The sequence below is a fragment of the Vibrio bivalvicida genome, from assembly GCF_001399455.2.
GTDB lineage: Bacteria > Pseudomonadota > Gammaproteobacteria > Enterobacterales > Vibrionaceae > Vibrio > Vibrio bivalvicida.
In genome coordinates this window covers 18,740-34,895 of record NZ_LLEI02000023.1, presented here as the reverse complement: position 1 = coordinate 34,895, position 16,156 = coordinate 18,740, and the positions used below count along the sequence as shown (strand labels likewise).

Here is a 16,156-nt window from a genome sequence, read left to right as displayed (position 1 = left end):
CTATATATTTTGCTCTATTGTGCCATGTTCCACATGGAACATCTTGCCGTTTTCGTCACGCATATCGGCAATTTGACTATCAGTAATAGAACTTACAAAAACTTGAGCCCCCGTCTCTTTTAAGCAGTCAGCAAGACGCTTACGACGTTGGCTATCTAATTCAGATGCAAAGTCATCAATTAAGTAGATACATTGCTTGCCAGTCATTTCTGTTAGGTGTTGTCCTTGCGCTACTCGCAATGCACATACCATCAATTTTAACTGGCCTCGTGAAAGGACATCTTCAACAGGTGTACTATTCACTTTGATGCGTAAATCCGCTTTGTTAGGCCCACTAAAGGTGTAACCCAACGCCTGATCACGCTCGAAATTTTTCTCTAGTATTTCCTGATATGGGGTGTCTTTATCCCAACCACGATAATACTTCAGTTGGATGTCGAACTCAGGTAAAAACGCTTTGCAAATCTGCTCCGCTTTGACCTTCATTTGCTCGACGTAGTCAGCTCGCCACTGGCTGATGCTTTCAGCTAGTCGTGCCATCTCTTGATCCCAGTAACTCAGCTCTCGATAGCTGGTTGCTGTTTTCAATAGCGCATTACGTTGTTTGTTAAGACGCTTAAAACGCCCCCAAGCCTCATAAAAAGCTGACTCGGTATGAAACACACCCCAATCAATAAATGAGCGACGATGTTTCGGACCATCGGTCAACAAATCAAACCCTTCAGGGTGAATTAACTGCAAGGGTAAAACCTGTGCAAGCTGTGCCAGCTTTTGCCCAGACTGACCGCCTATTTTAACCTCTGTTGAGCCATCACGCTGCTTATTAATGCCAATTGGTAGCTCAAATTGATCCGAGTTCAAAAAACGTCCATGAACAAACAGCTCATTGCACTCATTTTGAATCACTCTTCCGGTCAAAGAACTCTTAAATGAGCGACCATGCCCAAGCAGATAGATGGCTTCCAATACACTGGTTTTGCCACTGCCGTTAGGTCCAATAAGAAAGTTAAAGCCTGCTGATAGTTCAATATCACAGGCTTTAATGTTTCGAAATTGCTGAATAACTAGACGAGAAAGCGGCATGCTAGAGTCGAATTGGCATCACCACATACATTGCGCTGTCGTCTTCTGAGTTCTCAATCAGCGCACTGGCATTGGCATCTGACATTGAAATTCTGACTTTTTCGCAGCGCAGGGTGTTGAGCACATCCAATACATAGCTGACGTTGAAACCAATCTCAATCGGCTCGCCTTCGAAGTTCACATCAAGCATCTCTTCAGCTTCTTCTTGCTCTGGGTTGTTGGCCGTTATGCGCATGTCTGTATCTGCAAGATTAACTCGCACACCACGGAATTTTTCGTTAGACAAAATCGCTGCACGCGAGAAGGCTTGGCGCAATTCATCACAGCCCGCTTCAAGTGTTTTGGTTGTCGTTTGTGGCATTACGCGGCGGTAATCAGGGAATCGACCATCCACCAGCTTAGAAGTAAACACATAGTTGTTTACTTCAGCACGCACATTAGAACTGCCAATTTGCAACACAACAGGTTGCTCTGGTGCATCAAGCAGTTTCACTAGCTCTAACACACCTTTACGTGGCACTATTATTTGCTTTTGCGCAAAGTCAGCATCCAGTTCAGTTTGAGATACCGCCATACGGTGGCCGTCGGTCGCAACGCTGCGTAGAGTTGTGCCATCAATCTCAAATAGCATACCGTTGAGGTAATAACGAACATCTTGGTTCGCCATTGAGAACTGAGTTTTCTCAACCAAACCACGCAACTCATCTTGAGTCAGTGAGACCTCTACTTCGCTCTGCCAATCTTCAATGTTCGGAAAATCATTCGCAGGTAGCGTCGATAGCGAGAAACGGCTGCGGCCAGAACGAACTTGAACACGGTCGCCTTCTAAAACAAAGGTAATCACAGAGTCATCGGGTAGACCACGACAAATATCTAAAAACTTGCGTGAAGGTACCGTAATACTGCCCGCTTCGAACTCACCTTCGAGGGTGACGCGGCTTATCAGCTCGACCTCAAGATCGGTGGCTGTCATTGAGAGTACGTTGTCTTCGACTTTAAGAAGAAGGTTACCAAGAATTGGCAAAGTAGGACGACCGCCGAGTGCTCCTGACACTTGCTGAAGTGGTTTAAGCAGATGGCTACGCTCAATGGAAAATTTCATAGGGTGCTCTTATCCGAATTCGTTATTGTTGCTCGATGCTTAGAATACTGTGAATCAAGAAATAGTGCGAATTAAGAAGACAGAGTACGAATCAAGTTCGAGTAATCTTCTTTAATATCGTGGCTCTCTTCACGTAGCTGCTCAATCTTACGGCAAGCATGCAAAACCGTAGTATGGTCACGGCCACCAAATGCATCACCAATTTCAGGTAAGCTGTGGTTAGTTAGCTCTTTAGCGAGTGCCATCGCAAGCTGTCGAGGGCGGGCAACCGAACGAGAACGACGTTTCGATAGTAGATCGGCCACTTTAATCTTGTAGTATTCTGCCACCGTCTTTTGAATATTATCGATCGTGACCAACTTTTCTTGCAGAGCAAGGAGATCGCGCAGCGCTTCGCGAACAAAATCAATCGTAATCGGGCGACCAGTAAAGTTTGCATTAGCGATAACACGGTTTAGTGCGCCTTCTAGCTCACGAACATTGGAACGCAGTCGCTTAGCTATAAAGAACGCCACTTCATCGGCAAGGTGAATTTGGTGATCTTCGGCTTTTTTCATCAAGATCGCGACGCGTGTTTCCAGCTCTGGTGGCTCGATCGCAACCGTTAGACCCCAACCAAAACGAGACTTCAAACGATCTTCGACACCATTGATCTCTTTTGGATAGCGGTCCGAAGTCAGGATGATCTGTTGGTTGCCTTCTAATAGAGCATTGAAAGTATGGAAGAACTCTTCCTGCGAACGCTCTTTATTGGCAAAAAATTGAATATCATCGATAAGCAGTGCATCGACACTACGGTAGTAGCGTTTAAACTCTTCAATCGCGTTATTTTGCAGCGCTTTCACCATATCTTGCACAAAACGCTCAGAGTGCATGTAGACCACTTTCGCATTTGGCTTGTTATCCACAATCGCATTGCCGACCGCGTGCAGAAGGTGGGTTTTACCCAAACCTGTACCACCGTATAAGAACAGTGGATTGTATGCAGAGCCTGGGTTATCTGACACCTGACGAGCAGCCGCTAATCCTAATTGGTTCGATTTACCCTCAACAAAGTTGTTAAACTTGTGCTTAGGGTTAACATTCGAGCGGTGGTTTATATCGGCAATAGCTTGCGCGTCATCATCCCAAGTTTTATGAACCGGCTTTCTCGCTTGTAGCTGCGCTGGAGCTGAAGATTCAGCGGCTACATCCGCTGGCGTACGTTTAGGTGCTGGTTTTGGCGCCGCAACTCGGCGACTACCCACTTCAAAACGCAAGCTTGGAATGTCATTGCCACAGTATTCTTGCAGCAGACGATTGATACTGTTGAGGTACTTATCACGTACCCAGTCCAAGACAAAACGGTTCGGGGCAAAAAGAGTGAGTGTATTGTCATTGAGCTCCGCTTGTAACGGACGAACCCACATACTGAATTCAGTTGCTGGTAGCTCTTCTTGAAGCTGTTGCAAACATTGCAACCAAAGCGAAGATGACACAGTGCCCCCACTCGAAGTAATTGATCGGAAAAGATTGGCAATTTTACCTGTTGATAACCAAGATCGCCAGCAAATGATCGACGATCCAGTGAATAAGATCTAAGTTATTCACAATATTTTCGAGATTATCCGTAAGATCCCCACATGCTGCCCCATTTTTACTCACATATCGATCCACATTAAGGCATTTTTGACGAGATCTTTGTTCTGGTGATAAGTCTGTGAATGAAAATTTTTCATCACCCTAAATTCGTCTTCTTTCAACCAGCTTCGTCTAACAGGTTGAATATCAGCAAATCACCCTACCTTATTACTCTACTGTCTAGGTTATTGCACTTGGTTATTTATCTAATTGAGTACAGTGACAGTAGTATTTATCCCCATAATTATATGGAGTTGTACTATGAAAAACTGGATTAAAGCTGCAGTAGCAGCAATCGCGCTTTCTGCTGCTACTGTTCAAGCGGCAACTGAAGTTAAAGTCGGCATGTCGGGTCGCTACTTCCCGTTTACTTTCGTTCAGCAAGATAAGCTACAAGGCTTCGAAGTCGACCTATGGGATGAGATCGGCAAACGCAACGATTACAACGTTGAGTACGTAACAGCAAACTTCTCTGGTCTATTTGGCTTGTTAGAGACAGGTCGTATCGACACTATCTCCAACCAAATCACTATGACTGATGCACGTAAGGCAAAATACCTATTTGCCGACCCATATGTGGTAGACGGTGCGCAAATCACAGTTCGTAAAGGCAACGACAGCATTCAAGGTATTGAAGACCTTGAAGGTAAAACCGTTGCAGTAAACCTAGGCTCCAACTTTGAGCAGTTACTGCGTAATTACGATAAAGATGGCAAAATCAATATCAAGACGTACGATACCGGGGTTGAGCACGATGTTGCACTGGGTCGCGCTGACGCATTTGTCATGGATCGCCTTTCGGCACTTGAGCTGATCAAGAAAACAGGTCTACCACTACAACTAGCAGGTCAGCCTTTCGAAACCATCCAAAATGCATGGCCATTCGTTGATAACGACAATGGTAAAAAGCTGCAAGCTGAAGTAAACCAAGCACTTGCTGCAATGCGTGCTGATGGTACGCTAGCCAAAATCTCTGAGAAGTGGTTTGGTGCTGATATCACCAAATAAGCTGAGATTCGATTTCTAGCCGCTCTATATGAGTCGGCTGGCCTTTAACCCACTGCTTTCCTTCCTTTGCAGTGGGTTTTGTTTTTTATTTGTGATTTATTTTGGGACACGTTATGGGATTCGATTTTAATTACATGCTGGATCTGATGCCGATACTGCTCAGGTATCTTGGCACAACCATGGAAATGGCAACGTGGGGTTTATTCTTTTCGCTGATTTTATCTGTTATTTTGGCGAATATCCGTGTTTTTCGCGTCCCAGTTCTCGATCAACTTAGCCAGCTATACATCAGTTTCTTCCGTGGAACACCACTGCTAGTTCAACTGTTCCTGCTTTATTATGGTTTACCACAAATCTTCCCATTTTTAGTCGGTCTTGATGCATTTGGTGCTGCGGTGATCGGCTTAACCCTTCACTTTGCCGCTTACATGGCAGAAAGTATTCGCGCAGCGATTATTGGTATTGATCGCAGCCAAATGGAAGCCAGCCTCTCTGTAGGAATGACCACACCTCAGGCAATGCGCCGAGTGATTTTGCCACAAGCAACCCGTGTCGCGCTGCCATCATTGATGAACTACTTCATTGATATGATCAAATCAACTTCACTGGCTTTCACTCTTGGGGTAGCTGAAATCATGGCAAAAGCGCAGATGGAAGCATCATCCAGCTTTCGCTTCTTCGAAGCATTCCTTGCAGTAGCCTTAATCTACTGGGGTGTGGTAGTCATCCTGACTCGAGTACAGATTTGGGCAGAAGCGAAATTGAATAAGGCGTATGAACGATGATCAAACTTAACAATATTCATAAGCGCTTTGGCGATACCGAAGTTCTCAAAGGCATTGACCTTGAAATCAACCAAGGCGAAATCATCGTCATCATTGGCTCAAGTGGCACGGGTAAATCGACCTTGCTGCGTACAGTAAATTTTCTTGAAAGTGCTGACCAAGGAGTCATAACCATAGATGACGTCAGTGTCGACAGCGAAAAACACACCAAAGCAGAAGTATTAGCATTACGCCGCAAAACAGGCTTCGTATTTCAAAACTACGCTTTATTTGCCCACATGACTGCCAGACAAAATATTGCCGAGGGCCTAGTAACCGTTCGTGGTTGGAAAAAAGCCGATGCTTTACGCCGCGCTCAAGAAATTCTTGACGATATCGGTTTAGGCGATAAAGGAGAAAGTTATCCAGCGGCACTTTCTGGTGGTCAACAACAACGAGTCGGCATTGGTCGAGCAATGGCATTGCAACCAGAATTACTGCTGTTTGATGAACCCACTTCAGCGCTTGATCCTGAATGGGTAGGAGAAGTTCTTAATTTAATGAAAGACTTAGCAACAAAACATCAAACCATGCTCGTGGTTACCCACGAAATGCAATTTGCCAAAGAGGTTGCTGATAGAGTGATCTTTATGGCGGAAGGAAACATTGTTGAGCAAGGTTCTCCACAGGATATCTTTGGCAATCCACAAGATCCTCGCTTGCAAAAGTTTCTTCGACAAGTCGGTGCTGAATAAAGATCAACAGATAGGATCGAACGATCCTTGAGATTTTGCTCACACTACGTATAATCGCCCGGTCGGAATTTAGCGCTTGCACAAAGATTGACACTTTGTGTGACTGTGATTACAATTCCGCCTCTTTGTTGAGAGGCGTCGGTTTGTCCTCTTTATATATAAAGAAGACGTTATTGCCCACGCCGGGTTAACATTGACCTAAAACTACTGATCAGTAAAGGTAATTATCATGAAACGCACTTTTCAACCTTCAGTTCTAAAGCGCAAGCGTACTCACGGTTTCCGTGCACGTATGGCTACTAAGAACGGTCGTGCTACAATTAATGCACGTCGTGCAAAAGGCCGTAAGCGTCTTTCTAAGTAATCTCTAGATTATTTTGAAAACGTACGCGTTCAATCGGGAGTTACGTTTGTTAACTCCCGAGCATTATCAAAATGTCTTCCAGCAAGCTCATCGAGCTGGCTCACCTCATTTCACCATCATTGCTCGTAAAAATAGCCTATCTCATCCTCGATTAGGTTTAGCCGTTCCCAAGAAACAGATCAAAACCGCTGTAGGTCGTAACCGTTTTAAGCGCCTTGCTCGTGAAAGTTTTCGTAACAATCAACATCAGCTTGCTAACAAAGATTTTGTTGTTATTGCCAAGAAAAGCGCGCAAGATTTAAGCAATGAAGATATTTTCAAACTGTTTGATAAATTATGGCAGCGCCTGTCTCGCCCTTCGCGTGGTTAGCAATCGGACTCGTCCGTCTCTATCAAGGTGTTATTAGTCCACTTATTGGACCACGTTGTCGTTTTACTCCAACTTGCTCTACCTATGCCATAGAAGCGTTAAAAGCTCACGGTTTTGTAAAAGGGTGTTGGTTATCAAGCAAACGTCTATTAAAATGCCATCCTTTGAATGAAGGGGGGTATGACCCCGTTCCACCAGTCCAAAAACAAGACAGAGATAAATAACGATGGATTCTCAACGTAATATTCTGTTAATCGCGCTAGCACTGGTTTCTTTCCTATTGTTCCAGCAATGGCAAGTTGCAAAGAATCCAACGCCTCAGCCGGTTGAGCAGGCTCAATCAAGCAGTACTCTACCTGCACCATCTTTTGCCGACGAGCTAGACCCAGCTCCTGCGCAGCAAGCTTCTGCTAAAACGATTACTGTAACTACTGATGTATTGACTCTGTCGATTGATACGGTGGGTGGTGATGTAATTCACGCAGACCTAAACCAGTACTCAAACGAACTAGACTCAGCTGACCCATTCGTTCTGCTTAAGAACGAATCAGGTCACCAGTTTATTGCTCAAAGTGGCCTTGTAGGCCCACAAGGTATCGACCTTAGCAGCACTAACCGCCCTGCTTACTCTGTTAGCGCAGATAGCTTTGCTCTAGCGGATGGTCAAGATGAACTGCGTATTCCAATGACATTCACTGCCAACGGCCTTGAGTACACCAAAACATTCATTGTTAAGCGTGGTAGCTACGCACTTGACGTTGAATATGATGTGGTAAACAAATCGGGTAACAACGCGACATTTGGTATGTACGCTCACTTACGTCAAAACCTACTTGACGCTGGTGGCAGTATTACAATGCCGACTTACCGCGGTGGTGCATACTCTACTGAAGATACCCGCTATAAAAAATACAGCTTCGATGACATGCAAGATCGCAACCTGTCCCTCAACCTAAACAATGGTCAGGGCTGGGCGGCGATGATTCAACACTACTTCGCTACAGCGTGGATTCCACGCGATGAACCAGGAACTAACCTATACACTCGTGTGATTGGCAACCTGGGTGATATTGGCGTTCGTATGCCAAACAAAACGATTGCTGATGGCGATAGCGCTAACTTCAAAGCAACACTATGGGTTGGTCCAAAACTTCAAAATCAAATGGCGGAAGTAGCACCAAATCTAGACTTAGTTGTTGACTATGGCTGGTTGTGGTTTATAGCAAAACCTCTACACTCATTACTTTCGTTCATTCAAAGCTTTGTCAGCAACTGGGGTGTGGCAATCATCTGTCTAACCTTCATTGTCCGTGGTGCGATGTACCCACTAACCAAGGCGCAGTACACTTCGATGGCGAAAATGCGCATGCTTCAGCCTAAACTGCAAGCGATGCGTGAGCGCATTGGCGATGACCGTCAGCGCATGAGCCAAGAAATGATGGAACTGTATAAGAAAGAGAAAGTAAACCCACTCGGTGGTTGTTTACCTCTAATTCTACAGATGCCTATTTTCATCTCACTATACTGGGCACTAATGGAATCGGTAGAGCTTCGTCACTCACCATTCTTCGGTTGGATTACTGACCTTTCAGCGCAAGACCCTTACTACATCTTGCCACTACTGATGGGTGCATCTATGTTTATGATCCAGAAGATGAGCCCAACAACAGTCACTGACCCTATGCAGCAGAAGATCATGACCTTTATGCCGGTTATGTTTACTTTCTTCTTCCTGTTCTTCCCTTCAGGTCTGGTTCTATACTGGCTAGTATCGAACGTAGTAACGCTAATCCAGCAAACGCTTATTTACAAAGCACTGGAGAAAAAAGGTTTGCACAGCAAGTAACCTTTAGCGGAAATAACAATGAAAGGCGGCCAAAAGGTCGCCTTTTTTATTTGAGCTGATTACAATTCAGCTAACAGATTTTTTGCCTAACTCGGCATTTAGATAACACAGGCACATTTATGACAACTGATACCATTGTTGCACAAGCAACAGCACCCGGTCGTGGTGGCGTCGGCATTATTCGCGTATCCGGTCCTTTAGCTGCGCAAGTCGCGCTTGAAGTAACAGGCAAGGAACTGCGTCCACGTTATGCTGAGTATCTGCCATTTAACTCACAAGACGGAAAACAACTCGACCAAGGTATCGCGCTTTACTTCCCTAACCCGCACTCATTCACTGGTGAAGATGTACTTGAACTGCAAGGCCATGGCGGCCCTGTAGTAATGGATATGCTGATTAAGCGTATCCTACAAATATCAGGGATCCGTACAGCCAGACCTGGTGAATTCTCTGAACGAGCGTTCCTCAATGACAAACTCGATCTCGCTCAAGCGGAGGCTATTGCAGACTTAATTGATGCCAGTTCTGAAGAAGCCGCTAAATCGGCTCTCCAATCGCTGCAAGGGGCATTTTCAGGTCGAATCAATACTCTAGTAGAATCACTCATCCACTTACGTATCTATGTTGAAGCCGCGATTGATTTCCCAGAAGAAGAAATTGATTTTCTAGCCGATGGTAAAGTGGCGACCGATCTACAAACCATCATAGATAACTTGGCTGCGGTACGTAAAGAAGCGACACAAGGCGCTATTATGCGTGAAGGGATGAAAGTGGTCATCGCAGGTCGTCCAAATGCGGGCAAATCAAGCCTACTCAACGCCCTTTCAGGTAAAGAATCGGCAATTGTGACGGATATTGCCGGAACTACGCGAGACGTACTGCGCGAGCACATCCATATTGATGGTATGCCGCTGCATATTATTGATACCGCAGGTCTGCGTGATGCTGCCGATGAAGTCGAGAAAATCGGTATAGAACGCGCTTGGGATGAAATCGCTCAGGCAGATCGCGTCCTGTTTATGGTCGATGGCACCACAACCGATGCCACCGATCCAATAGAAATCTGGCCTGACTTTGTCGATCGTCTACCTGACAATATCGGTATGACAGTGATCCGTAATAAGGCCGATCAAACCGATGAAGATCTTGGCATTTGTCACGTCAACGATCCAACTTTAATTCGCCTATCCGCTAAAACGGGCGATGGTGTTGAAGCTCTGCGCACTCATTTGAAGGAGTGTATGGGCTTTACTGGAGGCAACGAAGGTGGCTTTATGGCCCGCCGCCGCCACTTAGAAGCGCTCGAACGCGCAGCAGAACATTTAAACGTTGGCCAACAGCAACTAGAAGGTTATATGGCTGGTGAAATCCTAGCAGAAGAGCTACGTATCACTCAGCAGCACTTGAGTGAAATTACTGGCGAGTTTAGCTCTGATGACCTTCTCGGACGCATCTTCTCTTCTTTCTGTATCGGAAAATAATCTTTAGCGCGGCAACTTAGCCGCGTTTTTTACGCGTATATAAAGGAATACCTATGATCCACATTATTACAGGTAGCACACTTGGTGGTGCAGAGTATGTGGGAGACCACTTAAGTGATCTACTGATTGAAAAAGGCTTTGAGACTACTATTCACAATCATCCCAACCTAGATGAAGTTGACAACAGTGGCACTTGGCTTGTCATTACTTCAACGCACGGTGCTGGCGATTATCCAGATAACATTCAGCCTTTTATCCGAGCGCTACAAGATACTCCCCCTAAGATGAACCAAGTGAAATACGCCACCATCGCCATTGGTGATTCAAGCTACGATACATTTTGCGCAGCCGGCCAACATGCTCACAATTTACTTGCAGATATCGGGGCAACCGCACTTACCGAGTGTTTTACAATTGATATCCTCAGCCACGATGTACCAGAAGATGCAGCTGAAACATGGCTAAATGACCATATTGAGCTATTTTAACTCTCCTCAAGTGGTCACTCTGTTGACCACTTAGCTCTGTTTTACTCTAATTGTGTATAACATTTCCCTTGCCCCCCTGAACTGTTTGCTGTTTTTTTGACCATTCCGCTTGTGGATAAAAGTAGATCTTTCCGGTGATTAACCTATAGTTATCCAAAGAACAACTTAGATCCTTTTCACCCCCTGTGCATAAGTACCATTTTTGATCCCAGCTAATCCTCATTCTGATCAAGGTAAGATCACATGATATGATCCCGAAAAGATCCATGATCTTGTTGATCATTTTCTACTTATCCACAGAAACAGGCGATCCTAATAATAGATCTAATAAAAGATCATATATATAGATCTTATATATATAAGGATTTGGCTCTTTGAATGAAAAGAGTCAAAAGCATTTTCTCTCTTCGTGAAAGAAGGTAGAATAACGCTCTTTTTCTTTATCCAGCTCTCTATTGAATACCTGAGGTCGGTTCATGCTTTATCACGAAAAATTTGATGTCATCGTCGTAGGTGGCGGTCACGCAGGAACGGAAGCCGCACTCGCATCTGCTCGTACAGGGCAAAAAACCTTGTTGCTTACTCACAACATTGACACCTTAGGTCAAATGTCGTGTAACCCTGCTATCGGCGGTATTGGTAAAGGTCACCTAGTCAAAGAAGTCGATGCGATGGGGGGACTAATGGCCCAAGCAATCGATCATTCTGGTATTCAATTTAGAACTTTGAACGCTTCAAAAGGCCCAGCAGTACGTGCCACTCGTGCTCAAGCTGACCGAGCACTATACAAAGCTTACGTGCGTCGTGTTTTGGAAAACACACCGAACTTAACTTTGTTCCAACAATCCGTTGATGATCTTATTGTCGAACAGGATCAAGTCTTAGGTGTGGTTACCCAAATGGGGCTACGTTTCTACGCTCAAGCCGTGGTACTTACAGTCGGTACCTTCTTGGGTGGTAAGATCCATATTGGTATGGAAAGCTCTTCAGGCGGCCGTGCAGGCGATCCTCCATCGATCGCACTTGCGGATCGTTTGCGAGAATTACCATTTCGGGTCGATCGTTTAAAAACGGGTACACCGCCACGTATTGATGCTCGTAGTGTCGATTTTTCAGAGCTAGAAGCTCAACATGGTGATAATCCAGCGCCTGTATTTTCATTCATTGGCGCTCGTAAACAGCATCCTCGACAAATTCCGTGTTTTATTACCCATACCAACGAAAAGACGCATGATGTCATTCGCAACAACCTTGATCGTAGTCCTATGTATGCGGGTGTGATTGAAGGCATTGGTCCACGTTACTGCCCTTCGATTGAAGATAAAGTGATGCGTTTTGCCGATAAGAACAGTCACCAGATCTTTATTGAGCCTGAGGGACTTGATACACATGAGTTGTATCCGAATGGTATCTCCACCAGCTTGCCGTTTGACGTTCAAGTTCAGATCGTTCGTTCAATGAAAGGGTTCGAAAATGCCCATATTGTGCGACCTGGTTATGCGATTGAGTATGACTTTTTCGATCCGCGCGACTTAAAACAGACCTATGAGACTAAGTTTATCAATGGCTTGTTCTTTGCTGGCCAAATTAACGGCACTACGGGTTATGAAGAGGCTGCTGCGCAAGGGTTAATGGCCGGTCTCAACGCAAGTTTGTTTAGTCAGGACAAAGAGGGCTGGAGCCCACGTCGTGATCAGGCTTACATGGGCGTGTTGATTGATGATCTGTCAACCATGGGGACGAAAGAGCCTTACCGTATGTTTACTTCACGTGCGGAGTATCGTCTGTTGCTGCGTGAAGACAATGCTGACTTGCGCTTAACAGAGCAAGCTCGCCAACTTGGTTTAGTTGATGATGTCCGTTGGACGCGCTTTAATGAAAAAATCAACAATATTGAGACTGAACGTCAACGCCTAAAAGATATTTGGATGAATCCAAAATCGGAAGGTATTGAAGCGTTAAATGCGTTGTTAAAAACGCCTATGGTGCGTGAAGCAAGTGGTGAAGATCTACTGCGACGCCCAGAAATGTCTTACGATCAATTGACTCAATTAACTGCCTTTGCGCCGGCATTGGAAGATCAACAAGCTACTGAGCAAGTCGAGATCCAAGTTAAATACGAAGGCTATATCAAGCGTCAGCAAGACGAGATCGAAAAATCGTTACGTCATGAGCACACCAAGCTGCCAGTTGATCTCGACTATGCCAAGGTAAGCGGTTTGTCAAACGAAGTGGTAGCAAAATTGACTGAGGCAAAACCTGAGTCTATTGGTATCGCTTCACGTATTTCAGGTATTACACCAGCAGCCATTTCCATTTTACTTGTGCATTTGAAAAAACACGGTCTATTGAAAAAAGGTGAGGAAGCATAATGTCTCAACTCCGTACTCAACTGGATGATTTGATTAGCCAAACCGAGTTAGAGGTTTCTCCTCGCCAACGTGAGCAACTGGTTGGTTATGTTGAAATGCTGGATAAGTGGAATAAAGCTTACAACTTAACCTCGGTGCGTAATCCTCAAGAAATGCTAGTTAAACATATTATGGATAGCATTATTGTTAGCACTCACTTACAAGGTGAGCGTTTTATTGATGTCGGTACAGGCCCAGGGTTACCTGGTATACCACTATCGATCATGCATCCGGATAAAACGTTTGTTTTGCTCGATAGTTTGGGCAAACGTATTCGCTTTATCAAACAGGTTCTACACGAACTCAAAATCGAAAATGTGACTCCAGTTCAAAGTCGAGTCGAACAATACCAGCCAGAAGACAAATTTGATGGTGTATTGAGCCGAGCATTTGCTTCAATGACTGATATGGTTGAGTGGTGCCACCATCTGCCCAAATCTCAAGATGGTCATTTCTTAGCTTTGAAAGGTCAATTGCCACAGGATGAGATTGAGCAGTTACCTGAGTGGTGTTCTGTGACAGATGTCAAAGCTTTGAATGTTCCTCAACTGGAAGGTGAGCGTCATCTAGTAATCTTATCGCGCAAGGAATAAAAGCGAGGTTCAACGTGGGAAAAATCGTAGCGATCGCCAACCAGAAAGGCGGGGTTGGAAAAACAACAACATGCATTAACTTAGCTGCATCAATGGCTGCGACTAAGCGTAAGGTTCTGGTGATAGATCTCGACCCACAAGGCAACGCGACGATGGCCAGTGGTGTTGATAAATACCAAGTGGATGCGACGGCCTATGAATTGCTCGTTGAGGATGTACCATTTGATGAAGTGGTGTGCCGTAAAACGTCGGGCAATTACGATTTGGTTGCTGCTAATGGTGATGTGACGGCGGCAGAAATCAAATTGATGGAAGTGTTCGCACGCGAAATTCGCCTTAAGAATTCGTTACAATTAGTTCGCGATAACTATGATTTCATCTTTATCGATTGTCCTCCTTCTCTAAACCTTCTTACAATCAACGCTATGGCCGCAGCCGATTCGGTTTTGGTTCCAATGCAGTGTGAGTATTTTGCACTTGAAGGTTTAACCGCATTGATGGATACGATCAGCAAGCTAGCCGCTGTTGTTAATGAAAATCTGAAAATTGAAGGGTTGCTGCGCACCATGTACGACCCACGTAACAGATTATCGAATGAAGTATCCGATCAACTTAAAAAGCACTTTGGTAACAAGGTGTACCGCACAGTTATTCCGCGCAACGTTCGTCTCGCTGAAGCACCTAGTCATGGTAAACCGGCAATGTATTACGATAAATACTCTGCTGGTGCTAAGGCTTATCTCGCTCTTGCCGGTGAGATGCTTCGCCGCGAAGAAGTCCCTGCATAACGATAACCAAAGGAATTCCGTCTCATGTCTAAACGTGGTTTAGGTAAAGGGCTTGACGCCCTGCTTTCAACCAGTTCATTGGCGCGTGAAAAACAGCAAAGTGCGCTGCACAGTCAAGAACTGTCATCGGATGGTAATCTAACCGATTTAAATATCAATAGCTTGAAGCCGGGTGTTTATCAGCCGCGTAAAGAGATGGAACCAGAGGCGCTTGAAGAACTAGCGGCTTCAATTGAGTCGCAAGGGATTATCCAACCTATTGTCGTTAGACAGGTTGACGGTGACAAGTTTGAAATCATTGCCGGTGAACGACGTTGGCGCGCTGCTCGTAAGGCCGGATTAAAACAAGTGCCGTGTGTGGTGAAAAATGTCGAAGATCGTGCGGCGATCGCGATGGCGCTGATTGAAAATATTCAGCGTGAAGATCTTAATGTAATTGAAGAAGCTGTCGCGTTAGATCGTTTACAAGAAGAGTTTAGCCTTACTCATCAACAGGTTGCCGATGTCATCGGCAAGTCTCGCGCGGCGGTAAGCAACTTATTGCGTCTAAATCAGCTAGAAGTTGACGTAAAAGGTTTAGTCTCTAGTAATCAGCTTGATATGGGGCATGCTAGAGCTTTGCTGGCACTTGAAGGAGAGCAGCAAGTTGAGATCGCTCAGCGAGTTGCCAAAAAGAAAATGACAGTGCGTCAGACTGAGCAGTTAGTTAAAAAATGTCTTCAACCTCAAGCTGAACCAAAAAATGAGGCTGAAGACACTGAAGCACAACAAATATCACATAAATTGAGTGAAATGCTTGGTGCTAAAGTGGCAATTGTAAGAGCTGACAATGGCAAGTCGAAAGTAACGATTAGTCTTGATGAGCCTCACAAATTGGAGCAGCTAATTGCCAAGCTAGAGAGCTAAATGAGATAATTGATCTCAGTCAATATATGTAAAAATCGAATTTTTGTGCGGAAGTTGTCGGTTTGTAAACAAAATTGTAACTTTTTGCGGTGTTTTAATTGCAATCAGTTCGACTCACCGTATAATTTTCGCCAATTTCCCAGCCCTGAGGTAGTAAAGCTGTGGATTTTACTAGAGGTACGAATACATGGTAGCTGCGTTAGCTAGACCAGGACGAGAGCTTGCTAAGCAATTGTTAATGATCCAGTTTGGCGCGGTTACACTTCTGGCAGCAGGTATGGCAATCGCCGTAAATGCTGACTGGGGACTTTCAGCGTTGATTGGTGGTGGCATCTTTGTGATTGCCAATGCCGTTTTTGCGCTGTGTGCGTTTATGTTTAGTGGAGCTCGTGCTGCAAAGCGAATTACGGCCTCTTTCTATGCTGGCGAAGCACTCAAAATCCTCATCACGGTGGTTCTTTTCACCGTTGCCTACATGTATATGCAGGTGGAACTTGTTCCCCTTAAGCTAACCTATTTGCTGGCTCTAGGTATTAATATCTGTGCGCCAGTGCTATTCATTAACAACAAAAAATAG

At 44.9% G+C, this 16,156-nt stretch carries 17 protein-coding genes; 14 read left to right on the top strand and 3 right to left on the bottom strand.

Translation table 11 applies throughout. The features are described from left to right. The 3 genes from recF to dnaA form a co-directional block, all read right to left on the bottom strand. Entirely contained in the window at positions 1-1,083 is a 1,083-nt protein-coding gene (recF, locus tag APB76_RS08840) for a DNA replication/repair protein RecF (RefSeq protein ID WP_054963306.1), read from the bottom strand. Between the two features lies 1 nt (position 1,084). Then, the gene (gene dnaN / locus APB76_RS08835) at positions 1,085-2,185 is read right to left on the bottom strand and encodes a DNA polymerase III subunit beta (RefSeq protein ID WP_049844536.1); all 1,101 of its coding nucleotides are present in this window, start codon (positions 2,183-2,185) and stop codon (positions 1,085-1,087) included. Positions 2,186-2,256: 71 nt separating this feature from the next. Beyond that, on the bottom strand, positions 2,257-3,663 hold the full coding sequence (dnaA, locus tag APB76_RS08830) for a chromosomal replication initiator protein DnaA (protein WP_049844535.1): 1,407 nt from the start codon (positions 3,661-3,663) through the stop codon (positions 2,257-2,259). 403 nt (positions 3,664-4,066) lie between these two features. Between dnaA and APB76_RS08825 the strand changes: the two genes are divergently transcribed. From APB76_RS08825 to APB76_RS08760, 14 genes are all read left to right on the top strand, one after another. Continuing rightward, positions 4,067-4,813, top strand: a complete 747-nt coding sequence (locus tag APB76_RS08825) for an amino acid ABC transporter substrate-binding protein (RefSeq protein WP_049844534.1) — start codon at positions 4,067-4,069, stop codon at positions 4,811-4,813. Between the two features lie 113 nt (positions 4,814-4,926). Beyond that, positions 4,927-5,598 carry an amino acid ABC transporter permease gene (locus APB76_RS08820; RefSeq protein WP_049844533.1) on the top strand — a complete coding sequence of 224 codons (672 nt, stop codon included), beginning with the start codon at positions 4,927-4,929 and terminating at the stop codon, positions 5,596-5,598. Further along, a complete protein-coding gene (locus tag APB76_RS08815; RefSeq protein WP_054963305.1) occupies positions 5,595-6,332 on the top strand; it encodes an amino acid ABC transporter ATP-binding protein in 738 nt (245 codons plus the stop codon). The genes APB76_RS08820 and APB76_RS08815 overlap by 4 nt, the downstream gene beginning before the upstream one ends. Before the next feature lie 229 nt (positions 6,333-6,561). Continuing rightward, on the top strand, positions 6,562-6,696 hold the full coding sequence (gene rpmH / locus APB76_RS08810; protein WP_004411068.1) for a 50S ribosomal protein L34: 135 nt from the start codon (positions 6,562-6,564) through the stop codon (positions 6,694-6,696). A 46-nt stretch (positions 6,697-6,742) separates the two neighbouring features. Then, positions 6,743-7,066 carry a ribonuclease P protein component gene (rnpA, locus tag APB76_RS08805; protein WP_230300094.1) on the top strand — a complete coding sequence of 108 codons (324 nt, stop codon included), beginning with the start codon at positions 6,743-6,745 and terminating at the stop codon, positions 7,064-7,066. Continuing rightward, complete coding sequence (gene yidD, locus APB76_RS22550) at positions 7,033-7,290, top strand: membrane protein insertion efficiency factor YidD (RefSeq protein WP_074181700.1); 258 nt, start codon at positions 7,033-7,035, stop codon at positions 7,288-7,290. Before rnpA ends, yidD begins: the two co-directional genes overlap by 34 nt. 2 nt (positions 7,291-7,292) lie before the next feature. Beyond that, the gene (gene yidC, locus APB76_RS08800) at positions 7,293-8,912 is read left to right on the top strand and encodes a membrane protein insertase YidC (RefSeq protein ID WP_054963304.1); all 1,620 of its coding nucleotides are present in this window, start codon (positions 7,293-7,295) and stop codon (positions 8,910-8,912) included. Positions 8,913-9,031: 119 nt separating this feature from the next. Further along, a complete protein-coding gene (mnmE, locus tag APB76_RS08795; RefSeq protein WP_054963303.1) occupies positions 9,032-10,393 on the top strand; it encodes a tRNA uridine-5-carboxymethylaminomethyl(34) synthesis GTPase MnmE in 1,362 nt (453 codons plus the stop codon). Between the two features lie 53 nt (positions 10,394-10,446). Continuing rightward, positions 10,447-10,881 carry an FMN-binding protein MioC gene (gene mioC / locus APB76_RS08790; RefSeq protein ID WP_049844529.1) on the top strand — a complete coding sequence of 145 codons (435 nt, stop codon included), beginning with the start codon at positions 10,447-10,449 and terminating at the stop codon, positions 10,879-10,881. A 476-nt stretch (positions 10,882-11,357) separates the two neighbouring features. Further along, the gene (gene mnmG / locus APB76_RS08780) at positions 11,358-13,253 is read left to right on the top strand and encodes a tRNA uridine-5-carboxymethylaminomethyl(34) synthesis enzyme MnmG (RefSeq protein WP_054963301.1); all 1,896 of its coding nucleotides are present in this window, start codon (positions 11,358-11,360) and stop codon (positions 13,251-13,253) included. Beyond that, the gene (gene rsmG, locus APB76_RS08775) at positions 13,253-13,885 is read left to right on the top strand and encodes a 16S rRNA (guanine(527)-N(7))-methyltransferase RsmG (RefSeq protein ID WP_054963300.1); all 633 of its coding nucleotides are present in this window, start codon (positions 13,253-13,255) and stop codon (positions 13,883-13,885) included. Before mnmG ends, rsmG begins: the two co-directional genes overlap by 1 nt. Before the next feature lie 14 nt (positions 13,886-13,899). After that, the gene (locus APB76_RS08770; RefSeq protein WP_049844525.1) at positions 13,900-14,673 is read left to right on the top strand and encodes a ParA family protein; all 774 of its coding nucleotides are present in this window, start codon (positions 13,900-13,902) and stop codon (positions 14,671-14,673) included. Between the two features lie 24 nt (positions 14,674-14,697). After that, on the top strand, positions 14,698-15,579 hold the full coding sequence (locus APB76_RS08765; protein ID WP_054963299.1) for a ParB/RepB/Spo0J family partition protein: 882 nt from the start codon (positions 14,698-14,700) through the stop codon (positions 15,577-15,579). Positions 15,580-15,766: 187 nt separating this feature from the next. After that, on the top strand, positions 15,767-16,156 hold the full coding sequence (locus APB76_RS08760; RefSeq protein ID WP_054963298.1) for a F0F1 ATP synthase subunit I: 390 nt from the start codon (positions 15,767-15,769) through the stop codon (positions 16,154-16,156).